The sequence below is a fragment of the Sporosarcina sp. GW1-11 genome, from assembly GCF_033088395.1.
Lineage (GTDB): Bacteria > Bacillota > Bacilli > Bacillales_A > Planococcaceae > Sporosarcina.
Genome location: NZ_JAPMIW010000015.1, coordinates 20,947 through 44,992, shown reverse-complemented (window position 1 = coordinate 44,992; position 24,046 = coordinate 20,947). Strand labels below are relative to the sequence as shown.

Genomic DNA, 24,046 nt, shown 5'->3' with positions numbered 1-24,046 from the left:
TCATCCCTTACTAAACAGATTTGGAAGTGCCGTTGAAATACTTGGAACAAAGATAATAATTAATACGACAAATGCCACAATCCCAATCACGTGGAGTACATAAGGGAATGTATTTTCAATACCCATCTTTCTATCTGTAATACTACATCCTGCAATTAGCGAAAGACCTACCGGCGGTGTAATATTTGCTAAAGCAAAGTTCATAATAAGAACCATTCCAAAATGAATCGGATCAATACCATAGCTTAAAGCAATCGGCATGAATATTGGGCTCAGTAATATAATGAGTGATGTTACTTCTGTTAATGTACCCAAAACTAATAAAATTACCGAAACAATTAATAAGAATTGCAATGGCGTATGTGCCATCTTTAGGAAGAACTCTGAGATCATAGCTGGAATTCGATTCGCTGTTAATACATAGGTAAATGCATTCGCAAATGAAATAATGATCAGAATAATAGCTGATGTCACTGCTGAGTTTGCCATAATGTCTTTAAACACACGCATATTTAATTCTTTATAGAATAGAGATAAAATAAATCCGTAAACAACAGCAATTACTGCAGCTTCCGTAGCTGTTACTAAGCCACTGAAAATTCCTCCTAAAATAAAGATCGGAGACATTAACGGGAAAAAGGCTTCCTTACAAACTTTCCAGAATTCTTTACCGCTAAGCTTTCTAGTTTCAACTACTCCATACCCTTGTTTCTTAGACATATACGAAACATAAATACAAAATGCAATAGTTAGTAATAAACCTGGTAAAAATCCTGCGATAAAGAGCTTTCCGATAGATATATTTGCTGTAATACCTAAGATAACCATAGTAATACTCGGAGGAATAATGAGACCTAACACTCCCGCCGGCCCAATAATACTCGCAATAAAGGAATTACTATATCGCTGTTCTTTCATTCTAGGCACAATAACTGAACCAACTGCATATGTTGTAGCAACTGTAGATCCTGAGACCGCTCCAAAGAATGCGCTCGTTACAACTGCTGTCATGCCCAAACCGCCGGCAAATCTACCAACGATCGCATCTGCCAATGCCATTAATCTTTTTGTTAATCCACCTTTACCCATAATATTTCCTGCTAAAATAAATAAAGGGAGGGCTAAGTAGGAGAAGTTATTAACGCCGGCAAACATTCGTTGAATTAAGATTTCTAAGGATACACCACTAAATAAGAGGGCACCCATTGAGACCAAGCCTATTGTGAAAGCAATTGGCATCCCAAGAAATAAGAGTGTGAAAAATGTCACTAATATAGCTATAATCATAAGCTAGCCTCCCCTTGATGTGATGGGTCGGGGTCTATGATATTCAAGATAATAAAGTAAATTGAAAATATCGCGCTAATCGGAATAACGATATAAAACAATCCCATCGGTAATTGCAATGTAGAAGATGTTGTATTCATCGTTGCCATTGTCAATTTGAAACCATACACCGCAATCACAGCAAACATTCCAATCGTTACTGCGTAAATCACACGATCAATAATCTTTTGAAACTTCACATTAGCCAACCCTACAAAGTATCTAACGCCTAAATGCATTTTCTCGTGGATTGCAAGACTTGTACCTAAGAACGTTAACCAAATGACTAGCAATCTTGCCAATTCTTCTGTTCCCGGCAATGAATACTTTATAAATCTAGAGAAAACTTGTACAAATACGATTAAAGTTAATCCAGTAATGACAAGAATGCACAAAGCAGTGATGACTTTAACAATCCATGATGTGATGTTAGATAACATGCTCTTCCTCCCCGTGTACTGTGTACCGTATACTCTACATTCTTAAAACTTTTGAAGTTAAAGTTTTCCAAAAAAGTACCTCTCCTTGGTACTCAAGGAGAGATTTAGTTGTTACCAGCCAGAAGCTTCTCTATAAATATCCATTAGTTCTTTGCCGAAATGTGCTTCTTCCCACTTATCGTATACAGGCAGCATGGCTTCACGGAAAGCTTTTGTATCTACATCATCATTAATTTGCATTCCTCTTTCTTCAAGTGTTTTAATATAGCCATCTTCCATTTCATCATTCTTGACTAACACTTCTTTCGAAATACGATCAGACTCTTCTAAAATAATTTTCTGATCTTCTTCTGAAATTGTATCCCATACATCATTATCGACAACCATCATAATCGTGTTATAAAAATGACCAGTTAAAGATAAATACTTTTGAACTTCATCAAACTTCGGTGCCACGATATTTGCTAGTGGATTTTCCTGTGCATCTAACGCACCTTGCTGAAGCGCACCGTATACTTCACTGAAAGCCATTACTGTAGGCAATGCACCTAGTTGTTCAAATGCATCAATTCTCAAATTTGATTCTGCAACACGAATACTTAAACCCTTCATATCTTCGGGCTCTACAATTGGACGTTTATTATTTGTAACGTGACGGAATCCCCACTCAAGATAACCGATTTTCTTCATTCCTTGCTCATTCATTACATTTGCTAAATAATCACCAAATTCTCCATTATATGCTGCACGTGCATGATCGATATCTTTCCACATATAAGGTAAGTCCTCAATAGCCATTTTCTTGTCTAGCGACTGCATAGTGCCAACCATAATAGCACCCGCTTCCATCGTTCCTAATTTCAGCTGTTCAAGCATTTCTGTTTCAGATCCTAACTGACTGTTTGGAAACACATCAATATCGACACGGCCTTCCGTTTTTTCTTCAACGTTTTTAGCCATTTCATTGAGTAAGTCTGAAGCTGGCGTTCCTTCGGATAATGCATGGCCAAGCTGGATTTTTACTTGTTCACTATCTTTTCCACTTTCGCCTTCATTTCCGCAGCCCGCTAAAACTACTACGCTTACTACTGATGCAATTAACCCTAACTTAAACTTTTTTAACATACGTTATATTCCCCCTCGACTTTTTATAGTTTGTCATACATTCTTTCACTTTCTAAGGAAGCGCTTACAATGGGTCGAAAATATAATTCCTATTTTATGTATCCGTCATAGATTCCTTTCTATAAGACTTTATCACGTATAACAGTATGCGTATACTGTATACAAGATTTATTTTAGATTACAGCACCTAAAATTAAAAGTCAATTGTTTTTTTAGATAAAGCTAGTATATTTTGTCTAACTTCATTCCTTTTCAAGACCATTTCACACGTGATAGTAAGTTAGATAATCTAAATTTTGAAAATAACATTTTACAAAACAAGTTTTATTGATTACGATAGTTTGCGTATACAGTATACAAATGAATCGTGTAAACTATAAAGAAAGTCAAAGGAGTGCTTATATGCTACACAAAATGAATAAGAAAATTAAGGATATTGAGGTTCCAGGAATTCGTGTATTCTCTAATAAAGTAGCACTTTATCCTGACGGTATTAATTTAACAATTGGTGAACCTGACTTTCCAACACCTCATAAAATTAAGCAAGCAGGGATAGCCGCTATAACTAATGATTTAACAAGCTACTCCCATAATGCAGGTTTAATAGAGTTGAGAAAAGAGGTGTCCTCTTTTTTTGAAGATACGTATCATTTTCATTACGATCCTGAAAAAGAGATCGTTATTACAAATGGGGCTAGTAGCGGTATCGATGCTATATTCCGTTCAATCTTAACCGAAGGCGACGAAGTCATCCTTCCTGTTCCCATTTATTCGGGATATGAACCGGTTATTCGTTTATCCGGTGCAAAAGCTGTTTATTTGGATACAACTAAGACAGACTTCTTACCTGACCCCGCCCAGCTTGAAAGTTTGTTATCAAATAAAACAAAAGCAATTGTTTTAAACTATCCTTCAAATCCAACAGGCGCAGTTATCAACAAAGAACTAATGGACAGACTGGTAAACGTCTTAAAAAAGCATGAAATCTTTATCATTTCCGATGAAATTTATAGTGAAAACACGTACGAAGGGATTCATGTCTCATTTGGTTCTTATGCTGAAATTCGTAATCAGCTATTTGTCGTGCACGGACTATCTAAATCCCACTCGATGACTGGATGGAGATTAGGTTTCGTAATGGGACCAGAGAACGTAATGAACCAAATATTAAAAGCCCATTTATCCAACTCAATCTGCGCTTCTTTACCAAGTCAATACGCAGCAATCGAAGCGTTATCGAATTGCCGGGATGCCCCAAACGAAATGAATAAGGCCTATGTAAAACGGAGAAATTATGTATATGAAAGATTGATGGATATGGGGCTTTCTTTAGCGGAGCCTAAAGGAGCTTTCTATGCATTTCCATCGATTGAGAGCACTGGTCTGACTTCATATGAATTTGCTATAAAATTACTTGAGAACAAGCATGTAGCCGTTGTTCCCGGCAGTGCATTCACACATTACGGAGAAGGATTTATTCGGATTTCTTACGCAAATTCGCTGGATAATCTAGTGAAGGCAATGGATCGTATCGAGGATTTCCTCAAGAATCTACCGTCTTAATTAAACAAAGACTAATTACCGTATTCGAATTGAAGCTAGCAATTATCCTGAATTACAGAAGAAGATTCGGCAGATGAATGAGTATACAAATATTCTAGTTACGGTTGATAGTTCGAAAGTATGTAGAGCATAAAGGTTAAAAATGCTGAGCATTACTTCCTTGGTTCTGTATCTGAAGCCATTGTTGTAACAGCAACTTGTAATGTATAGGTTAGCCGATTACCTAAATAAACGTAAAGAGCCTGTGCGACAGTGTATGGATCATACGCTGCTGCACAGGCTCTTTTTAAACTTAACTGAAAAAAGTCTGGTTTATAGAAGTAGTAGATTCACAGGCCCAACGTCAAAAGAATGGCCCTTTACTTTTTTTCTACAATCTCCATACCCTTTTGTTCCAATAAATATTGAAGCCCTGCACGGAAATTTGTAAAGGATCGTACCTGATTAAAATTAGAAACATTCGATAAGATCAAATGTTGCGCAAATGCAGGTGAAAATCCTACAAAGATTGTTTCAGTGCCCATCAATTTTAATACACTCACTAACTCATTAATCTTTTCACTAATATTATCATACCCCATCTTCCCTTCTACTCCGAGCGTGTTAATATCGGTAAAATCAATGACAACCGTATGAATATCATTGGAAGGTATTCTTTGAACGATTTTTTCCTGAATCAGCATAAAACGTTCAACCGAAAGAGCTCCAGTAAGTGGGACTAAAATTGTGTCCGGCACGATGGACGGAATGATTGGCGCAGACAATTCCTCAATTAACTTTTCATACACAAGGATTTTTTCTTTAAGTGCTTTAATTTCTTCTGTTGCATCTGTTGCTTCGTTCATCAAAGTGACCCACCTTTTCCATTAAAACTGTATATTGATATCCGTAGTTTTTTCCATTAAGTATAACACAGTTCACTTTTCTGAACGTACAAGCTCCAAAAAGATAGTTTGAATTCACTCAACTGTCAAGACCCATTACAAATCTTCCTAAAAAATATATAAAAGTCTTTCTATTGAAAAATCTATGATAATCTATATATACGTAACGCACACACCACTTTAAAGAGAGAAGGAAAACACTATGGCACTATCCAACCGGCTACAAAAGCTACCTCCACATTTCTTTACTTTATTATTAAATAAAATAGAAAAAGCAATGGCGGAAGGTAGGGATGTTATTAATCTAGGACGAGGAAATCCTGATCAGCCGACCCCTCCACATATTATTAAAGCATTGCAGGAAGCAGTAGAAGACCCAGCTACTCACGGCTACTCTCCTTTCAGAGGCACGCTTGAATTAAGACAAGCAGTTGCGGAATTTTACCAGCGCGAGTATGGTGTCACTGTTGACCCCGAAACAGAAGTTGCCGTACTTGGCGGTACAAAGATCGGTGTCGTTGAGCTACCGCTAGCAATTATGAATGAAGGTGAATTACTACTATTGCCTGACCCAGGTTATCCGGATTACTTATCAGGAATCAGCCTAGCAGATATACGTTTTGAGACTATGCCATTGCTAAAGGAAAACGGATTTTTCCCTGATTATGATGCATTGCCAGAAGATCAGAAAAAAGATGCAAAACTGATGTATTTAAATTATCCAAGCAATCCAACAGGCGTCACAGCAACACCAGAGTTTTATGAAAAGACCGTTTCTTTTGCTAAAGAGCATAATATTTCTGTCTTACAGGACTTTGCATATGGCGGAATTGGATTTGAAGGTAAGAAGCCGATTAGCTTTTTACAAACAGAAGGCGCCAAAGATGTCGGTATTGAAATGTTGTCACTTTCTAAAATGTATAATATGGCAGGCTGGCGTGTCGGCTTTGCTGTTGGTAACTCAGAAATGATAGAAGCGTTAAATATTTTACAAGATCACTTATTCACAAGTATCTTCCCAGCAGTCCAGCGCGCAGCAATTGAAGCGTTGACCGGTCCGCAACAATGCGTCGAAGAATTAATCGCGCTCTATGAAAAACGCCTTACTGTATTGCTGACAGAATGTGAACGCATCGGTTGGAACGTAACAGCGCCTACTGGTTCATTTTTCGCTTGGCTTTCTGTTCCTGAAGGATTTACAAGCGAAACTTTCGCAGATTTATTATTAGATAAAGCAGATGTCGCTGTATCAGCAGGAAATGGCTTTGGTACGTACGGTGAGGGGTATATCCGCGTTGGTTTACTCGAAAGTGAAGAACGCCTACAAGAAGCAGTTCGTCGCATCGAAAAACTCGGTTTGTTTAAATAAAACGTTATATGTACTAAGCCTCCCTTTCATTCCATTGTCTTTGGAATTGAAAGGGAGGCTTAGTTGGTATGATTTTTTGAATACTTCTATATCAGTTCTTGAGTAGACTTCAACTCGTCGAGCAACGCACGTACTTCATCTGTCGAATTGGTACTCATCAATTCATTTCGCAATTCAGCTGCACCACGGAATCCTTTTACATAGATTTTGAAAAAGCGGCGAAGCGGTTTGAAAAGACGCGGTTCGAGCTCTGTTGAATACTTATCAAAAAGATCTAGATGCAGACGCAATAAATCAAGCAACTCTTCACTGCTATGCTCTCTTTTCTCCGTTTCAAATGCGTATGGATTCGCGAAAATCCCCCGTCCGATCATGACACCATCTACACCATATTTCTCCACAAGCTCCAAGCCCATTTGACGATCCTCAATATCACCGTTAATCGTCAACAGTGTATCAGGTGCTATTTCATCACGTAATTTCTTAATCTCTGGAATGAGCTCCCAATGCGCCTCCCCATTGCTCATTTCCTTCCGGGTACGTAAATGGATCGACAAATTGGCGATGTCCTGCTCCAAAACATGTCTCAGCCAGCCCCGCCACTCATCTACATCCGTGTAGCCGAGACGCGTCTTCACACTAACTGGCAATCCTCCTGCTTTTGCTGCTTGTATGATAGCAGCCGCTGTTTTAGGGTGATTAATCAAACCACTGCCCTTCCCTTTTGCAGCTACATTTGGCACGGGGCATCCCATATTAATATCCAAACCCTTAAATCCAAGCTCTGCCATCCCAATGCTCATATCCCGAAAATGTTCAGGCTTGTCTCCCCAAATATGCGCAACTATCGGCTGTTCATCTTCCGTAAATGCTAAACGCCCGCGCACACTAAAAATCCCGTCCGGATGACAAAAGCTTTCTGTATTCGTAAACTCTGTAAAAAATACATCTGGACGCGCAGCTTCACTCACCACATGGCGAAACACAACATCTGTTACGTCCTCCATTGGTGCTAATATGAAAAATGGCCGTGGTAAATCAAGCCAAAAGTTATTACTCATTGTTGTTTTCAAATCCTCTCATCATAACTTGCATCGTGCGTATGTGATACAGATGCCAGTCATACCATTATACAAAAAACATCAGCATATTCCACTATCTTTAGCATGAAGTGTTGAAACAATGTTGATTTGTTACAGCTCTTAGTATTCCAGCTTCTATGGTATGATAGAGTCAAATTTTTCTACGATGGAGGATATTATGAAAAAAGTTGCTGTTATACAGGATTTGTCATCATTCGGTAAGTGCTCATTGACAGCTGCCATTCCCGTACTTTCCGTTATGGGGGTGCAAGCATGTCCCTTACCAACAGCTATTCTTTCTGCACAAACGGAATACCCTAGTTTTTTCTGCGAAGACCTAACAGCTAATATGCCTCTGTTTATAAAAGAATGGCATAACTTACATGAACATTTCGAGGGGATCCATACAGGCTTTATAACTGGGAAAGAGCAGATTACCCACATCCTTAGCTTTCTAGACATGTTCCATAAAGAAGGAACTACATTGCTAGTAGATCCAGTAATGGGCGACGTCGGAAGTGCTTATACAAATTTTGATGAAGAGCTACTCGAGCAGATGAAGGTATTGGTCAAGCGGGCAAATATCGTCACGCCAAACCTAACTGAGTGTTGCCTTCTGACCGGATTATCCTACAGTTCACTCGATCGATTTGGAAATGAAAAAGACTTCTTAAAGAAAGTAGAAGAAGCAGGACTGCAATTAGCACAAGAAACCGGTGCACAAGTCATCATTACAGGAATCAACCCGCCAGCTGGACCGACGAATACGCAATCGATTGGTAATATGTACATAGACAGTAAACATTCCATCTATAGCTCCATTCCGTATAACGGTAGAAGTTACTCCGGCACAGGTGATTTATTTGCATCGGTCATAATGGGAAGTCTCATGCGCGGTGAAACTCTTATTCAGGCAATCCATTTGGCCGAAACTTTTTTAACTGCCGCTATTCAAGACACATGCCTAGAAAAAACCCCTACCATGGCAGGAGTTAACTTTGAGAAGTTTTTACGTTTGTTGTTGTAAAGTAAGTAAAAGGATGTCTATTTAAGTCAAGTAGACTCCTTTTCACCTTTATCAAATTCTTTACGTTTAATCAAACCCCAAGAATGTCGCCCTCTCCTCATTTTCAATATACCTTCCACACGATATAGTACAGTCAATTGGCGATAAACCTAAGTTTTCCATGAAGGCGAACAATACCAACCGGAGCGTGCTTCGCAAGGTTGTATAATGCCAGAACGAAATTTGTTCCAATAAAATACTACCAATTCAACGTCCGTAGCATCATTAAGTTGACTACGTGAATTGTCGTGAATCGCATGTACTGTGTCTTCTGTGTCTTCTATGGCTCGCTCAAAACTTGCTTGAACGGCATTAGTAAGATAACGTCCTAATTCAGCAAGTCCTTCTATCAAAACACTTTGTAATAAATATAACTTACCAACCGGATTTTGATAATTATACGTGTCCAATGCTTGATAAAAAGCAGGGGCATCACAACATACACCCTGATCGTATTTGCATTCATCTCAGAAATATAAGTAAACCATCTATAATATTCCTCATACGTAATTCCTACTTCTCCCGGAAATTCACCAGGTTTACCTGCATCTATATTCACGCCTTGGATAAACATCTTTAAATACATGTTTTATTCGAGTTAAAATACCTATGCATTTGCAATGTTTTCCATAGTATTACATGAACGCATAACTAAAAGCAGTATGTTTTTTAAACTAAAACAGTATACTTAATGAAAACATCAAAAAGTCACCCTCAGCTTTTTTCGCCGAGGGTGACTTTTGATGTTTAGTTTATTTCATATCCATCCAACTATCATAATAGTGAATGGCCATGCCGTTAAAAGCCGGATGATCTTTGTAGTGATTATATACTATATCCATTTCACTATACAGATAATCTTTTCCTTCTTCATAAAAAGTTAGAAACTTTGATTCATCATTTAGTTTTCCTGTTTCAACAGCAATTGTAGTTTTTACATTGTATTGTTCAAATAACCTCATTTGTGCAGCAGAGATATCTATGATCCCGTCATTCCCACCAGAGCCATTCGCAGAATCCCGATACGCCATGATTGAGATATTTTCCACGTGTTGGCCTAGAAACTCAGCGATATTTCCTTTTCCATAGATATTATTGTATTCCACGCCATAATACCAAAATGGAATGTCTACACCAAAGTCTAGCCCCATTGAATCAGCTTGTCCTCTAAATGTTACAATCATTGTTTGATAGTTTTTAAAGAAGTTCTTTGCCCTCTGCTCATATTTCGGATGTTGATACGGTTCTACATCTAAGTGGATTCCTACAAACCGCTCACTAGCTGATGCTATGTTCTGATAGTTTACTAACCACTCGGTAAATGCTTGTTGTTGACTTAATCCTTTTTGACCTGCAACCCAACTTGGTGCACCATCTAAAGCGTGGACTCTAATTCCGTTGGCAGTCGCTTTACTTATAAAGTATTGGTAATATGATATTTCAATTTTTTCATTTACTTGCAGATACACATCACTTACTTCATGAGTGACCAAGTTACTAACTATAGTATCCGGTTCAGACACAATTCTTGCAGTATCCCATAACCATGTAGCTAAAGGAACTTGCGGTGATTTCATATCCATCCAACTACCATAATGGTGAATCGCAATGCCGTTAAAAGCTGGATGATCTTTGTAGTGATCATATACCAAGTCTAGTTGGCTATAAAAGTAATCTTTGTCTTCTTCATAGAATGTGACGAACTGTGTATCGTCAGTTAGTCGCCCTGTTTCTACAGCAATCGTTCCTTTAACATTGTACTTCTCAAATAAATCCATTTGTGCAGCGGCTATGCTAATGATTCCATCGTGACCATTCGAGTCATTCGCAGAATCTCGATACGCCATAATGGAGATATTTTTAACATGTTGACTTAGAAATTCAGCGATATTTCCTTTTCCGTAGATATTATTGTATTTCACACCGTAAAACCAGAATGGAATGTCTATACCGAACTCCAGTCCCATTGCATTAGCTTTTTCTTTGAAGTCAATAATCATGGTTTGGTAGTTTTTAAAGAAAGCATTCGCTCTCGCTTCGTAATTCGGGTGTCCATAAGGCTCTACATCAAGATGAATCCCTACAAACTGCTCATTTCCTGAAGCGATAGCTTGGTAGTTCACCAACCAATCTGTAAACACCTGCTGCTCTTTTAATCCTTTTTGACCTGCGATCCAACTAGGTGCACCATCTAACGCGTGGACTCTAATTCCCTTGATTGTTGCTTTACTAATAAATTCTTGATAATACGAATGTTCTATATCCGAGTTTACTTGAAGATATACATCACTCACTTTGTTATCGACTAAATTGTTAATCACTGTGTCGGGCTCCGATACGATTCTTGCTGTATCCCATACCCATGTAGACAATTCATTTACGTTCTGAAATCCTTGCTTTATCTCACTTGCCATAGTACTCTTCGGTAAAATACTCACAATCAAAAGCATTGCACAAAATACTTGAAGAATATTCCTCATTACAATCACTACCTTTCTAACTCTTACATGATTGGGTATTAATAAATATGAACGTAATTGCCCAAAATTTAAAACACAGTTCGGTGTGCACACCGAACTGTGTTTTAAATGGCGCAATAAAATTAGTCGTCTTAACTTGTTTTTATTACACTTTTCGTTCGGCAACTGGCTACCATAGTCATAAACGTTAGGCCCTATAGTTTTGCGTCACTGTCTTTAGACAGGTTTGCTATTATCGCGAATTATTTTATTGTATCGTTATGTTAGATTTACCTATTTATCACAAACTTAAATTTCTATATCTTAATTATAAGTCGAAATTAACTATAAGTCTACAGTTACTCGATAGATTCACTTCTAATCATTAACAAATTGTGTCTATAAAAAACAACTTCACATTTATAGATCTTATGTATTGACAAACAAAGGACGATTATGAAATTAGTTAAATATTAGATAGTATCTCATAAATTAATTCCATTTTAATACATAGAATAATAAAACACCAGACCTCTTGACCAATGCGAATTGGTTTGAGACCTGGCACGTTACATTTTAGTCGATAGTATAGGCTATCTGCCCCTACGTTGTTCACTCTTCAAAGCTTTCATCAGAGAAATCACCATCAGTAGCATGACGAACGAAAACGGTAAAGCGGCAATGATAATTGTATTTTGTAAAGCACTCATACCGCCAACAGACAGTAAGACTAGTGCCACTGACGATTGAATTACACCCCAAATTACTTTTACGCTAGTTGGTGGCGTTAGCGAACCATATGTTGACTGCATACCAAGTACAAATGTGGCTGAGTCGGCACTCGTCACGAAGAACGAAGCAATCAACAGAATTGCGATGATAGAAATGATGAATGACCAAGGTAACTCATGGAACATTTCGAAGATGACAAGTTCTGTAGGGGCATTCGCAATATCCGCAATGCCACCACGTTGCATGTCGATTGCTGTCGTACCGAACGCGGAAAACCAGAAGGCACATAGCAATGTAGGTGCGAGAAGTACACCAACCATGAATTCGCGGATCGTCCGGCCTTTTGAGACACGAGCGATGAACATACTGACAAACGGTGCCCAAGAGATCCACCAAGCCCAGTAGAAGATTGTCCAGTCGAACAACCACTGCTGATTATTCTCGTTGAGAGGTGCCGTACCAAAGCTCATTTGAACTAGATTGCCCAAGTAACCACCGATAGAATCAGTAAATACGTTCATAATTAGCAACGTCGGTCCTAAAATCACTATAAATACTAACAACAGAACAGCTAGAACCAGGTTGGTATTGGATAGATACTTAATTCCTTTACTAAGCCCCGTCCATGCTGACATAATGAAAAGAACCGTAACAATCGCAATAATAACAAATTGCGAGAACGTTCCGATTTTGATTCCGAACAAATAATTTAAGCCTGCGTTAATTTGAACAGCACCGAAACCGAGAGTGGTCGCAACACCAAATGCAGTTGCAAACACAGCTAGAACATCAATGAATATTCCCCAAGGACCATCCATCTTCTTGCCGAAAATCGGTTTCAATGTTGCTGAAATTAAACCCGGTTCGTCTTTACGGAATTGGAAATATGCTAGTGACAATGCGACAATACCATACATCGCCCACACATGAAGACCCCAATGGAAAAACGATTCACGCATCGCTTCCTTAAAAGCGGCATCCGTGTTCGGCTCCTTCGTTGCTGGATTAATGTAATGCGAAAGCGGTTCAGCTGCACCATAGAACACTAGCCCAATACCCATCCCGGCTGAAAACAGCATGGCAATCCACGTAACTGTAGAAAATGCAGGTCGATCGGTATCCTTACCGAGTCGGATCTTGCCATATGGACTAAAGATTAGGAAGATACTCAGCAATAATAGGAAAGAGAGCAGCAACAAGTAATACCAGCCAAACGAGGACGCAACGAAATTCCTGACACTAAGCGTAACTGCTTCGAAACTTTCCGATGCAAACACCGCGTACCCGACGGTAATGATAATTAATGCAATCGTAATGTAAAACACTTTTGATATTTTTCTCATGTTTCTCCTTTCGAATTGGGATTACTTGTTCACTTAAGGAACGACTATATACTATACCTATACTTTTAGGAGAAGACAAAAGAAAGAAAATTGTAAAGTTTACACGGAATTTCACTTTATTTTTTTATGAGACAGCACAAATACAGACAGTGCCTACCACCAATAGCCATCAAAATAAAATTTCTCGTCAATTTTCACTTGAGGTTCATAAATTAATTATGACCTTTTACCTAAGTTTTCTGCGGGTGTTTTGCACTTCTATGAATCGCTATAAGAAAACGTTTTCTACGTGTAAAATCTTACATTCAAGATACAATATATATGGGAGGAATAACTATGCAGGTTGTAATTGAATGGATATATACATCACCAAAGGGAAAAACAACAGTCTTTCAGTCTCAAGAAATTTCCGCAGAAGAAGCCGTTTTACTTGCTGAGGATATAGAGAAGACAGGGCGTGCGAAACAAATACTTTTTGTTGATCAGCATGATAGTTCATGGACAGTAAAGGAATTGAAGAGCTACCTGAAAGGAATCGAGACAGAACCTCATAATATAACTATCTATTTTGATGGCGGCTTCGATTGGGAACAGAAAACAGCAGGCCTCGGTTGCGTTATCTATTACGACCAAAGCGGAAAATCATATAGACTACGCAAAAATGCATCTGTTCGCGGATTAACTTCGAATAACGAAGCGGAGTATGCCGCCTTACATTTTTGTTTGCAAGAGTTAGAGATTCTTGGAGCCCATCACTTACCAATTCGGATTCTCGGAGATTCGCGAGTCGTCATCAATCATTTAAACGAAGAGTGGCCAGCCATCGAAGAAAATTTATACAGCTGGGCTAATAAGATTGAAGCAAAGATGGACACACTCGGACTCCAACCTCAGTATGAGCTAATTTCTAGAAAATCAAATGGTGAAGCGGACAGACTCGCTACACAGGCAATCTCCGGCATTGAAATTATAGCGACTAGTGAAAGATGAACAGGTGCATGCACTCTTCGCATGGGGATGAAGTCTATGAGCGTTAGGACGGGAGTTATGAGCGCAGGGACGAGATCTATGAGCGCGGGGACGAGATCTATGAGCGCGGGGACGAGATCTATGAGCGCGGGGACGAGATCTATGAGCGTGCGGAGGAGGCCTATGAGCGCGGGAACGAAATCTATGAGCGCGAGGACGAGGCCTATGAGCGCGGGGACACTATACAACGGAAAAAGGGTCTAACCAACTTGAAAGTAGTTGAGTAGAACCCTTTTATTCATTGCGTTTTATGAAAATTGAACAATTACTTATTGTCTGTTTGTTTAATAGATACACCACGTTCTGCAAATACTTTTTGCGCTACCCCTAACGCATTCAACACACTCGGGAACCCCGTATACGGAATGAGATGCATAATGCAGCCGATGATTTCATCGGGCGTCAAGCCAACATCGAGCCCCGTCTTAATATGCATTTGAATCTGCGGCTTTCCTTGTGCCACTAGTGCTGTAATTGTTGTGAGCACCTTTTGCTTATTATCCAGACCTGGACGAGAATAAATATCTCCAAAAGCAAATTCCACTACATATCTAGTCAAATCCGGCGCAACATCCTTGAAGCTTTCACCAATCTCCATTTCGCCAGCTGGATTGTCTTCACCAGACAACGTAAGTTCCATCAATTTCTCCAAACCTCGCTGATAACGATCTTCCGCCATTTCAAAAACCTCCCTGATAGTATGATTCGCCATTTTATATAAAACGAGTTGAACTTTCTATGGTGCTATCAAATGGCGTCAATACTACTCATTGTAACAAAGTTTGCAATAAACCCAAGCGTCGAGGTTTTTCTTAGCGATAGACACGAAATCAACTTCATTCATTTTCCGTTAAGCGCATAATAGTCTATACTTAAAGAACATGATGAATAATGGAGGCTTGTACTTTGGACTATAAAGATATTGATCAACAAGTTATCGAGAAATATAAAGAAGATGAAACACTGATGATCCGCCTGTTTGTAAAGTGGTGTACGAATCATCAACTGGATCCACATGTTTTATATCAAAAAGCTTACCCTGAGCAATCAGCTAATGCCGCGTTGAAGAAAGTCATTGAAGATGATGATGGATTTGAAGAACTGCATATTGATAATGAAACTATGCTGGATGTTCTGCAGCTTTTTGGGAATATTGATTTGGCGTTTGTTGTGACTGATGAGATGGAGCATTTTAGAGCATAATACATAGTACCTGTTTGCGAAACTTTCATTTTTCAACCATTCACGTTTGTTTTTCGTACAGATACTTTTTTATGATACTCTCCTTATTCATTCCCCCATTTATCTGTAAAAATTAAATCGTCCAATGTTCGTCTTTTCTCCCATTTCGCAGTCTCCAAGATAGGAGCCGTTGGATAATTCTTCGTGTAACCAATAGATAAAAGAGCAATCGGTTCAACATGAGGCGGTATTTCCAATATATCTCGAACATCATTCTTCTTATAAAAACTTACCCACCCCATCGCTAATCCTTCTGCACATGCTGCCAACCACATATTTTGAATGGCACAAGCAGTTGACAGTGCATCCGTTTCTGGGATGGAGTTACGTCCTAACACATGCGAACCGCCACGCGTTGGATCGCATGTTACGCAAATTGTAATTGGTGCTTCTTTCAAACCCTCTACTTTCAAGCTGAGGAACTTCGTCTCTTTTTCCTCTTCATCTTCATAATGAATAGCTAACGCACGTCTTTCTTTATCCGCTGCCCACGCTAGTTTTTCTTTCGTCTCGTCTGATGAAACAATGATAAAATTCCAAGGTTGCATGAAACCGACTGACGGCGCCTGATGTGCGGCATTCAATATGTTATGTATCGCTTCTTGAGGAATTGGAGTCGGCAAAAAACTCCGCACATCTCTCCTATTGTAAATAACTTTATAGATCGCATCTTTTTCTTCATTTGAAAACATTGAATATCTCTCCTCTGTTAGCTTATAGATAGCCCAACATTCATTATAATAGATTTATACAAAAAGATGCGATGTCTACATCCTCTTTCAATGAAATTCTAGATGTCATCTCTACTACACTGTCACTCGCAATAGATTAATCGAATCTAGAGCATTTGATTTTTCTTTTTACATAATAGTTCGTGATGATTTTGAAGTGTTTTTAAACAGCATCAAAATAACTTTTATTACAAATGCCGGCATTTCATAATCATTATGTAAGTAGTATGAAATGACGGTAGACTTTCTTCAGCTGTTCGGCAATGACGACACAGCATTCTTCGTTTCTAATGGGATGCTGAAATTTATCGACTTTACGCCAAACATTACTCGTCAGTATCATAAACAGCGCCATATAAAAAACGTATATGGCGTAATCGTCAAAGGAGAATAGTATTTTATCACGGGCTTTGTAAAAACACTATACAACGCATAACAAAAGCCCGAAAGAATCCCCATAAACAACGTCCGTCCCGGAATACTCTACGCGCCAAACTGAAAATCCCCGCACCTGCAAACAACAAATGATCTTTCATCTGCGTGCGCAACTGCTCACGGAAAAATAGTGGCATAATAATTAATAAAAATACAAAGCTAAAGACCCCACGAACGGCGACAACATCCTAAGCTGTGAAACTTCGTGCGTATAAGGAAGCTATGAAGAGACCGATTAGGCCCCAGCAGATAACTCCAGCAATTGTGAGGATGTACGCTTTCAGATAACGGTTTGGCAATCGTTTCGTCCTCCGTTCTTCAGTTAATCTACATAAAAATCTTCATCCTCATTCAGTATAGAAATGAACATTAATTCCTTCTGACTTGAAAAATGGACAAGAAAAAATCACCTCTTTACTGGAGGTGATTTTTTCTCGCCTTATTAACTGCATCAACAATCATACAGAAATTATTTTTTTATCCAGTTTGCATCTACAGGTATACCCGCGTCTGCAAACAAGTTATACACTGGGCATCGTCTTTCAACTTCTGCTTTCAAACGCTCAATCGCTTCATCCGACTCATTCGTTTCTATCTCCAAAGTAAAACGGATTTTTTGGAAGTACGTCTTAACGTTCTCTTCCCCCATTAAACCTCTAACATCGACAATCCCCGTCGTATCAAAATTAAGAGCAGTAAAAGTAAAACCTTGCTCCTTAGCAATTAGCGGAACCATTACCGCTTTACAACCATTCAACGTTGCCGCCATATATTCAAGTGGCGTACCACCCGTATCCGTTCCACCTAATTCCGTTGGTTCATCCATTGAAAATCCTTCAAAGTCACGAATCGTATGCGTCGAACGAATGCCTTCTTCCCATGTTGCTGTAGCACCCATTTTTACCAGTGTACTATTTTTTGTTGACATAACTATTATCCTCCTTCAATTCTTACTATTATTATTGGTATTATACCATATAGTTTAGAATAGCGGAACGGGTTATTTGAAAGTTTAAAATATATATTACTCATTGTGTTACCTCTCTTTGCGACGACTACATATTAAAAAGAACAAATAAGAAAGAATCTTAGTATCTGTCGCTTAACTTTCCACCGCTAGATTCCACCATCTCGCGTAATCAATCACATAATTGGCAGTGAGGATAGTTAGTCTGACACTAGGCGGAAAGTATAAGAAGAGCTAGAAGTTGAATTTCCGAAACCCGAAGATTGTTAACCGATTATTTTTAAAGGGAATATCAAGCTAGATCATTTGGAGAGTTTTTATCCTTTAGAGGAGATGTTTATGGGAATCAGCATGAGTGAATTGCGGAAAGGTGGAAAGTTGAAGCGACAAGCATATATTGCGCATAGAAACTGGATATTACGTATCGCTTATGCAATGTGAAAATATCAGGCACTTCATTAAAACTAGCAACTATATTACGCCTTCCAAGAAGTCGTCTAAGCAATTATGTAAAAGGATAAGTAATAAATGGACGTCTCTCTGGAGTATAGATCGCATAGGAATCAATCGATATATCCCTATAGGTTAGAACCTCGTTGCACAAAGTTTATACTTAATAGAATGTATTCTCCCTAAAAAGAAAACCTGAGACCTTTCATACTTCAGAAAGACGCCATTATAGAGTGTTCTGTAATTGTCGTTTTCAGAAAATCAATAATTTGATGCACAGGCACCCCAAATTAACAGCAGAACTAATTTACCTCTCTAGGAAATCTGGTTGTTCGTTTGTAATTCGTTCCCATAGAGGCTGAAAACTAAACCATCCCGCTAATGATGTACCTAATTCTTGTGCTGTATCTTCAGCAACCGCATCATCAATAATTTTTGGTGTTCCCACAGCTTCTGCTAATAGTTGTTGTTGACAACACTTCTCCATCGTTATAAACCACCAAGCAGCTTCATCAATTGTTTCACCAACAGTTAAAAGTCCGTGATTTTGTAATATCAATGCCTTTTGGTTTTTAAGTAATTCACCTAACTTTTTTCCTTCATTATAGTCTAACACTACTCCATTGAATTCCTCGTATAGACCATGTCTATTAAAAAAGACACATGAGTCTTGAGATATCGGATCCAATGGTCTACCTAGAGCTGACCAAGTTGTTCCAAAAGTAGAATGTGCATGGGTAACGGCCTTTACGTGCGGCAATGCTTCATGAATTTGGGAGTGGATTGCCAATCCTGCTGCATTAACGACAGCATCTTTTTTTCCTTCGATAATTTCTCCTTTGAAATTAGCTAGCACTAAATCTGACACCTTCATTTGACTGAAATGTTTCCCAAAAGGGTTAACCCAAAATAATTCTGGGTGTTCTGGATCCCTTACTGTCATATGTCCAGCTATTCCATTATCAAAACCAAATCTTGAAAATAATCTAAAGGCACCTGCTAATCGCTCTTTTATATGTACTCGTTCTTCCTCATATGTATCAAACGTTGGTGGTGTTGGAAAAGTAAATTCTGCTTTCATAATGTTTCTAACCTCCATAAATTTTTTAGTTAACCTAAACCAAGTAACGTTTCTCCAAAATGATCGTATTACCTCAATTTGTTGATCAAGGCAATACCTATTGTCGCCCTCCCAAGGAATAGGTACCGTAAATACTATACGGACGACAAAACTTACAATCCTAGCGGTTTCTATAAACATCTAAATACCTGAGATAACCAGGTTGTTAAAAGGCATCCGCTTGCGAAACGTTCATGATTGTTACTATACAGCTACTAGACTTTTGAGTTTGTTTGATTGGATTAGATATTTGTTGGACTATTACTAATAACGCTATATTTACCGTCACTTTATTGCTGACTATTTAGAAACATCACTCTACCCAAAATTATCTGTTAACTATGAATTCTATTAATAGTCTAATCTGCAATTCTTCTTAAGTCAATCATATTTAGATAGTTATATGAAATCGTTTTTCACATGCGAGAGGTTTTCTACTTTTCAATTATGAGGTTTATATGATAAAAAAATAACAAGGCTCATTCTTTTTAGAGATAAGACCTGTTTCGTTTAGTTACCTTTTATTAATTTAAGTGCTTTGCAGTGTTGCAATAGTGCATTGCGTTCTAGGAATTATTAAAAGTTGTCTGTGTGTCTCACTAACTGAACACTTCCAAAAAGATGCAGAAGAATGTCTGTTGGAAATATATAAAGAATCATTAAATGGATAGTTAGAGTTGGAACACCATTTGCAGAAAAATATATTGAACTTAATAATGCTTTGCAGCAATGATTTATGGCGGATTAATGAAAATTACTTCTGGCATAGCGGATGGATTTTCTGTGACAGCTGTATAATTAGTTTCACATAGAGCCGTAACTGCGACCTTCTTCACAGATTAAGTTACCTACTTTCCCTTACCATTTAACAAATTCATTATGGAAATTAATCGCTTTGATAATACACTAAATGGGTAAATTTTCGTTTTTATTCTTTTAGCATTTACTATATTGACAAAGTTTTCATTAAGCATACTTAATCGGTTATTTTTCAAAGTCATTTGCTAATGCTTTTTATCATTGCCATCACAATGATATTGGAATAGCAATTCTAGTATGTAACAGTTACTCTGACTTCAATTTTGTGAATTACCTATTTGTCTAAAGATTTTTGCATTCCTTATGAAGCGATGTTTCTGGAAGTTCCATCTATTTTCAAGTCGACAGATTCTATAAGTCGCATATCACACGGGACATAGCTACCCATGTCTAGATAGATAACATCTTCCGATTGAATAGTCCAATCTAACTCCGTATCTTCAAAAACGATAACTGGGCTATGGCCCGAGCCCTAAGAGACATGTTTAGTTGCATAAGCTTAGTGACGGGTCAATGCTTTACCATTATATCGACAGTAAGATTTTCGAGTTAACCAAACTTATTCATCACTTTCACTGTTATCTGTCACTTCCATTCCTATAATAAAGAACCTCAAACTCAAAAGTTTGAAGTTCTTTATTAGTAATTATCAAACTATTAAACACGTTCACCTTCCATACGATCTGCTTCAACCCAACAAGAGTGCGATCCACCTGGGGCACGGTCAGGTAAAATAATTCTTGCCACTGGTCCCCTTGAAATGTCCTGCGCATCGAAAATGACACATTCGGCTCGATTTTCGTTCATGTCATTCACTATTGTAATTAAGTAGCCGTCATCTTCCGCCTTTGCATTAGGTCTCAAAGCTAATTGTGCCTCGCTACCCGCACGTCCTTCACCATATTTATAAGTTTCGGAAGTACCGCCAAGTAAATCGAATTTCTTCACACCGTCTATCCACTGAGGTTTAATTGGATCAAATGTAGCGTTGTAGCTATAACGGTATTTCTTTCCTACAATTTCATTACTAACAATTGGAAACTCCGTTACTTCATCATCCAAGAATTCCTCTTTTGTTTTGCCCGTTTTTAAATTGAATCTCCAACGGTACATGCGATAATACGTGTTTTCCTTACTGAATTGGAAGTGTTTGATCTGTTTGTCAAATGCATTTTCGTCTTGTTTGCCTACACTCGGCTTTTGTGGATTAAACGATACGCAGCCTTCCATCACGACTTCATCGCCGTTTTCATAACAGTTCGACAAGTGAAGGACGAAACAAGGCTTCGCTTCGAACCACTTAACATCGCTATTATTACCATAACGTGGAATAATACCGAAACGAGCTGGCATATCATCAAAAAATGTAACTTTACGTTCACCTTTCGCCAATAGATCCGGATCGAAAATAAATGGTAAGTCGTGCAAGATGGAATAGTTTTTCGTAATTCCAAGGTCATGTGGCCAGCGAGCACCAGGAAGATCAATTGGAACAAAGTGCTTCAGGTTACTCTTCGCATCAACAACACCATAGTTCATATACGGATAGGTTTCACTGAAATTGAAGAACATCATTTCACCTGTATCATTATCAACTTTAAAATGGGAACATATTCCGGCAGGCGCTAAGTCCACATTCCATGTATCGGACTCGACTGGTTCCAACGTAATTGGATCTAAGCGGTTCGCATCACTACATTGGGACATTGTCGCTAATAACTTCCCGGCATGTGCGATGACGTCCGTACCTGCGTTGTCCTTCATTGTACGCATACTACCCCAACCTGGACGTGTTGCTAAATGCGGCTCAAGAATACCTGGCCATAATGATTTTTCTGCCGCTTGTTCTGCAAGGAAACCTGTTGTTCGAACGAAACGGTTACGATACGTTGCTTTTCCATTTTCAAAATGAACCCCATGAAGCATTCCATCACCATCAAAATAATGGTATACACCGATTGGATCATGTACTTGGTTGTGGCTGTTTCGTATATAAATCCCATTCAGGTCTTTCGGAATTTCTCCGATAACTTCGAGACTGTCTGTAGTCGCTGTATACTCTTTTCCAATAGGCTTGAATACACCTTGCAGAAATGGATTCGGATCATCGTCTTTAACCGTTAATTTCACTTTGTTAGTTACTTCAATCATGTAGATAACAACCTCCAAATTAATTATTTGTTGGTGCTCAAGCCCTTCAATTTGTTACTCTATTAAACCGAGTTCTTTAAGCAATTTTCCAGCAAGTTCAAACGAACGCGCTGAATCTGCCTGCGCCTCTTCTGGACCAAGGTAATGGACGCCTAGGTATAGATTGTCCAAGTACTCCAAAACCTCAGGATCCTTTTGTGCTTTTAAGAATGCATCATGTAAAATTGCCAATTCCTCAGCTGGAAGGCCTTTTGGTGCTAGCAAGAAGCTGTATGCTGGGATTCCGGAATCCAAATTGTAGTCTTTCAATGTGGAAGCTGTTTCATATTCAGTATCCTCCTGCGAATACACAAACAAAGGTTTTAGTTTTCCAGCATCAATATGTTCTACTGCATCACTTGGCATAACAACCGCCCCGTCAATATGACCGCCTAACAGAGCTGTAATCCCATGAGAACCACCTTCAAACGGAATGTTTTTCAATTTAATTCCATGAGCATTTGACACTGCAACGATATTCAAATTAGACATACTTCCTTCTCCTGTCGTTGCATAACTGAACTTTCCTGGATTTTCTTTTGCATATGCAACCAGTTCATCATATGAATTCCACGGTGCATCTGCCCGTACGACAAGCATTGGAATAGCTGCAGTGTTTCTAAGGATATGCTGAAAACTATCATGTGTAAATGACGCATCGCCATAATGCGGCAAAACGCTCAAATGTGAAACCGTGCCTTGACCGATCGTATAACCATCTGGTTTGGCATTCATCAATTCTGTCATTGCAATGATACCACCGCCACCCTCGACATTTTCAATTGTTATCGATTGCTTGTTCGGAAGAAATTTTTCAGCAGCCTTAGCCATTAGGCGCATCTGATTATCATTAAGGGAACCTGGTGCAAATGGAACGATTAATTTAATCGTTTTTTCAGGGAACTTAGACTCCGCCGCTACCTTTTCCGGAGTTTCATCTTCTGTAGAAGTACTTCCATTAGAGTTCGAGCATCCTGCTGCAATAATTAGGAATAAAGTTAAAAATAATAGTAAAGTCTTTTTCATTTGTACTTCCCCCTTTTAATTTTACTAACCACAAATACCATTGAAATTGCACATCCCTTTTTCTCTCAACACCCCCTTAAAAGTGAAAGTTTCATTCCTTCCGTTTGTACTAACTATGATCACACTATTTTTAATGCGATCTTTTAGCTACCTTCATATAACAACAAAGCACGGTGTAAGCATTTCTCAATAATTAGACTTAATACGAACGCCCTAACGAGAGTAACCATTGAAAAGTGTGCCTTGATGAAAAAATTGATAACCCTCCTAACAATAATGCTATCCATAGATCAAAATACTTCATTGACACAAGAAAACCACCAGGAGTTTTGGAAAGTAACCTGGTCAATTTCTCTACTCATGACATTTTAGAAACTATCTGGGGACGAGAGTAAAACGAATAAATGACAGCGCCTTCATAAGTATTATAGTTTTCTTATCTCTAACCTATTACGTTAGGAAACTTTAAATCTATATTTTTTCCGTTTATCAAACTCTTTATCGTATATGTGAGTATATTATAGATTTCTGTATATTGTCAATGTTTTATTTATTCTATAAATTAGACCGTGAATACAGACTCCACCGAACTGAATGAAAGAAATATACACTTCAAAGTGTTCAGAAGACTATTAGAAATGCTAATGT

20 protein-coding genes and 1 riboswitch are annotated in these 24,046 nt (G+C 38.4%); of the genes, 6 read left to right on the top strand and 14 right to left on the bottom strand.

Annotated features, from left to right (window positions below):
• The 3 genes from ORD22_RS10540 to ORD22_RS10530 form a co-directional block, all read right to left on the bottom strand.
• Positions 1-1,287 carry a TRAP transporter large permease gene (locus tag ORD22_RS10540; protein ID WP_317645928.1) on the bottom strand — a complete coding sequence of 429 codons (1,287 nt, stop codon included), beginning with the start codon at positions 1,285-1,287 and terminating at the stop codon, positions 1-3.
• Positions 1,284-1,766, bottom strand: coding sequence for a TRAP transporter small permease (locus tag ORD22_RS10535; protein WP_317645927.1), 483 nt, complete (start codon positions 1,764-1,766; stop codon positions 1,284-1,286). Before ORD22_RS10535 ends, ORD22_RS10540 begins: the two co-directional genes overlap by 4 nt.
• A gap of 111 nt (positions 1,767-1,877) precedes the next feature.
• The gene (locus tag ORD22_RS10530) at positions 1,878-2,891 is read right to left on the bottom strand and encodes a TRAP transporter substrate-binding protein (RefSeq protein WP_317645926.1); all 1,014 of its coding nucleotides are present in this window, start codon (positions 2,889-2,891) and stop codon (positions 1,878-1,880) included.
• A gap of 414 nt (positions 2,892-3,305) precedes the next feature.
• Here ORD22_RS10530 and ORD22_RS10525 point away from each other — a divergent pair, with 414 nt between their 5' ends.
• Positions 3,306-4,454 carry an aminotransferase class I/II-fold pyridoxal phosphate-dependent enzyme gene (locus tag ORD22_RS10525; protein ID WP_317645925.1) on the top strand — a complete coding sequence of 383 codons (1,149 nt, stop codon included), beginning with the start codon at positions 3,306-3,308 and terminating at the stop codon, positions 4,452-4,454.
• Positions 4,455-4,813: 359 nt separating this feature from the next.
• On the opposite strand, the gene ORD22_RS10520 is transcribed toward ORD22_RS10525, so the two are convergent.
• Positions 4,814-5,299 carry an STAS domain-containing protein gene (locus ORD22_RS10520; protein ID WP_317645924.1) on the bottom strand — a complete coding sequence of 162 codons (486 nt, stop codon included), beginning with the start codon at positions 5,297-5,299 and terminating at the stop codon, positions 4,814-4,816.
• A gap of 241 nt (positions 5,300-5,540) precedes the next feature.
• On the opposite strand from ORD22_RS10520, the gene ORD22_RS10515 reads away from it, so the two are divergent.
• Positions 5,541-6,707 (top strand): pyridoxal phosphate-dependent aminotransferase, encoded by a 1,167-nt coding sequence (locus ORD22_RS10515; protein ID WP_317645923.1) that lies wholly within the window; start codon positions 5,541-5,543, stop codon positions 6,705-6,707.
• A gap of 86 nt (positions 6,708-6,793) precedes the next feature.
• Here ORD22_RS10515 and ORD22_RS10510 read toward each other — a convergent pair whose 3' ends face one another.
• Entirely contained in the window at positions 6,794-7,768 is a 975-nt protein-coding gene (locus tag ORD22_RS10510) for a tRNA dihydrouridine synthase (RefSeq protein WP_317645921.1), read from the bottom strand.
• A 199-nt stretch (positions 7,769-7,967) separates the two neighbouring features.
• Here ORD22_RS10510 and ORD22_RS10505 point away from each other — a divergent pair, with 199 nt between their 5' ends.
• Positions 7,968-8,816, top strand: coding sequence for a pyridoxamine kinase (locus ORD22_RS10505; protein ID WP_317645920.1), 849 nt, complete (start codon positions 7,968-7,970; stop codon positions 8,814-8,816).
• A gap of 791 nt (positions 8,817-9,607) precedes the next feature.
• Here ORD22_RS10505 and ORD22_RS10500 read toward each other — a convergent pair.
• Positions 9,608-11,269: a hypothetical protein gene (locus tag ORD22_RS10500; RefSeq protein ID WP_317645919.1), complete on the bottom strand. Its 1,662-nt coding sequence runs from the start codon at positions 11,267-11,269 to the stop codon at positions 9,608-9,610.
• A 223-nt stretch (positions 11,270-11,492) separates the two neighbouring features.
• Positions 11,493-11,576, bottom strand: a riboswitch (cyclic di-GMP riboswitch).
• Positions 11,577-11,907: 331 nt separating this feature from the next.
• Positions 11,908-13,389 (bottom strand): glycine betaine uptake BCCT transporter, encoded by a 1,482-nt coding sequence (locus tag ORD22_RS10495; protein ID WP_317645918.1) that lies wholly within the window; start codon positions 13,387-13,389, stop codon positions 11,908-11,910.
• A gap of 336 nt (positions 13,390-13,725) precedes the next feature.
• On the opposite strand from ORD22_RS10495, the gene ORD22_RS10490 reads away from it, so the two are divergent.
• Positions 13,726-14,379: a reverse transcriptase-like protein gene (locus ORD22_RS10490; RefSeq protein WP_317645917.1), complete on the top strand. Its 654-nt coding sequence runs from the start codon at positions 13,726-13,728 to the stop codon at positions 14,377-14,379.
• Here ORD22_RS10490 and ORD22_RS10485 read toward each other — a convergent pair.
• A complete protein-coding gene (locus tag ORD22_RS10485) occupies positions 14,280-14,606 on the bottom strand; it encodes a hypothetical protein (protein ID WP_317645916.1) in 327 nt (108 codons plus the stop codon). The two genes, ORD22_RS10490 and ORD22_RS10485, sit on opposite strands and share 100 nt — an antisense overlap.
• Before the next feature lie 77 nt (positions 14,607-14,683).
• On the bottom strand, positions 14,684-15,097 hold the full coding sequence (locus ORD22_RS10480; protein WP_317645915.1) for a carboxymuconolactone decarboxylase family protein: 414 nt from the start codon (positions 15,095-15,097) through the stop codon (positions 14,684-14,686).
• A gap of 227 nt (positions 15,098-15,324) precedes the next feature.
• Between ORD22_RS10480 and ORD22_RS10475 the strand changes: the two genes are divergently transcribed.
• Positions 15,325-15,621: a hypothetical protein gene (locus tag ORD22_RS10475; RefSeq protein WP_317645914.1), complete on the top strand. Its 297-nt coding sequence runs from the start codon at positions 15,325-15,327 to the stop codon at positions 15,619-15,621.
• 83 nt (positions 15,622-15,704) lie between these two features.
• On the opposite strand, the gene bluB is transcribed toward ORD22_RS10475, so the two are convergent.
• Complete coding sequence (gene bluB, locus ORD22_RS10470; RefSeq protein WP_317645913.1) at positions 15,705-16,352, bottom strand: 5,6-dimethylbenzimidazole synthase; 648 nt, start codon at positions 16,350-16,352, stop codon at positions 15,705-15,707.
• A gap of 271 nt (positions 16,353-16,623) precedes the next feature.
• Here bluB and ORD22_RS10465 point away from each other — a divergent pair, with 271 nt between their 5' ends.
• On the top strand, positions 16,624-16,785 hold the full coding sequence (locus tag ORD22_RS10465) for a hypothetical protein (RefSeq protein ID WP_317645912.1): 162 nt from the start codon (positions 16,624-16,626) through the stop codon (positions 16,783-16,785).
• Positions 16,786-17,295: 510 nt separating this feature from the next.
• Here the strand turns inward: ORD22_RS10465 and ORD22_RS10460 are convergent.
• From ORD22_RS10460 to ORD22_RS10445, 4 genes are all read right to left on the bottom strand, one after another.
• Entirely contained in the window at positions 17,296-17,754 is a 459-nt protein-coding gene (locus tag ORD22_RS10460) for an OsmC family protein (RefSeq protein ID WP_317645911.1), read from the bottom strand.
• Between the two features lie 796 nt (positions 17,755-18,550).
• Positions 18,551-19,342: a class II aldolase/adducin family protein gene (locus ORD22_RS10455; protein WP_317645909.1), complete on the bottom strand. Its 792-nt coding sequence runs from the start codon at positions 19,340-19,342 to the stop codon at positions 18,551-18,553.
• Between the two features lie 1,497 nt (positions 19,343-20,839).
• Positions 20,840-22,333: a carotenoid oxygenase family protein gene (locus tag ORD22_RS10450; RefSeq protein ID WP_317645907.1), complete on the bottom strand. Its 1,494-nt coding sequence runs from the start codon at positions 22,331-22,333 to the stop codon at positions 20,840-20,842.
• A 54-nt stretch (positions 22,334-22,387) separates the two neighbouring features.
• Positions 22,388-23,398, bottom strand: coding sequence for a tripartite tricarboxylate transporter substrate binding protein (locus ORD22_RS10445; RefSeq protein WP_317645906.1), 1,011 nt, complete (start codon positions 23,396-23,398; stop codon positions 22,388-22,390).
• Between the last annotated feature and the right edge of the window lie 648 nt (positions 23,399-24,046).

Excerpts from the sequence above, each read along its gene's own strand:
- ORD22_RS10540 (WP_317645928.1), bottom strand. The coding sequence starts at position 1,287 with ATGATTATAGCTATATTAGTGACATTTTTCACACTCTTATTTCTTGGG.
- ORD22_RS10535 (WP_317645927.1), bottom strand. The coding sequence starts at position 1,766 with ATGTTATCTAACATCACATCATGGATTGTTAAAGTCATCACTGCTTTG.
- ORD22_RS10530 (WP_317645926.1), bottom strand. The coding sequence starts at position 2,891 with ATGTTAAAAAAGTTTAAGTTAGGGTTAATTGCATCAGTAGTAAGCGTA.
- ORD22_RS10525 (WP_317645925.1), top strand. The coding sequence starts at position 3,306 with ATGAATAAGAAAATTAAGGATATTGAGGTTCCAGGAATTCGTGTATTC.
- ORD22_RS10520 (WP_317645924.1), bottom strand. The coding sequence starts at position 5,299 with ATGAACGAAGCAACAGATGCAACAGAAGAAATTAAAGCACTTAAAGAA.
- ORD22_RS10515 (WP_317645923.1), top strand. The coding sequence starts at position 5,541 with ATGGCACTATCCAACCGGCTACAAAAGCTACCTCCACATTTCTTTACT.
- ORD22_RS10510 (WP_317645921.1), bottom strand. The coding sequence starts at position 7,768 with ATGAGTAATAACTTTTGGCTTGATTTACCACGGCCATTTTTCATATTA.
- ORD22_RS10505 (WP_317645920.1), top strand. The coding sequence starts at position 7,968 with ATGAAAAAAGTTGCTGTTATACAGGATTTGTCATCATTCGGTAAGTGC.
- ORD22_RS10500 (WP_317645919.1), bottom strand. The coding sequence starts at position 11,269 with ATGGCAAGTGAGATAAAGCAAGGATTTCAGAACGTAAATGAATTGTCT.
- ORD22_RS10495 (WP_317645918.1), bottom strand. The coding sequence starts at position 13,389 with ATGAGAAAAATATCAAAAGTGTTTTACATTACGATTGCATTAATTATC.
- ORD22_RS10490 (WP_317645917.1), top strand. The coding sequence starts at position 13,726 with ATGCAGGTTGTAATTGAATGGATATATACATCACCAAAGGGAAAAACA.
- ORD22_RS10480 (WP_317645915.1), bottom strand. The coding sequence starts at position 15,097 with ATGGCGGAAGATCGTTATCAGCGAGGTTTGGAGAAATTGATGGAACTT.
- bluB (WP_317645913.1), bottom strand. The coding sequence starts at position 16,352 with ATGTTTTCAAATGAAGAAAAAGATGCGATCTATAAAGTTATTTACAAT.
- ORD22_RS10465 (WP_317645912.1), top strand. The coding sequence starts at position 16,624 with ATGACGGTAGACTTTCTTCAGCTGTTCGGCAATGACGACACAGCATTC.
- ORD22_RS10460 (WP_317645911.1), bottom strand. The coding sequence starts at position 17,754 with ATGTCAACAAAAAATAGTACACTGGTAAAAATGGGTGCTACAGCAACA.
- ORD22_RS10455 (WP_317645909.1), bottom strand. The coding sequence starts at position 19,342 with ATGGAGGTTAGAAACATTATGAAAGCAGAATTTACTTTTCCAACACCA.
- ORD22_RS10450 (WP_317645907.1), bottom strand. The coding sequence starts at position 22,333 with ATGATTGAAGTAACTAACAAAGTGAAATTAACGGTTAAAGACGATGAT.
- ORD22_RS10445 (WP_317645906.1), bottom strand. The coding sequence starts at position 23,398 with ATGAAAAAGACTTTACTATTATTTTTAACTTTATTCCTAATTATTGCA.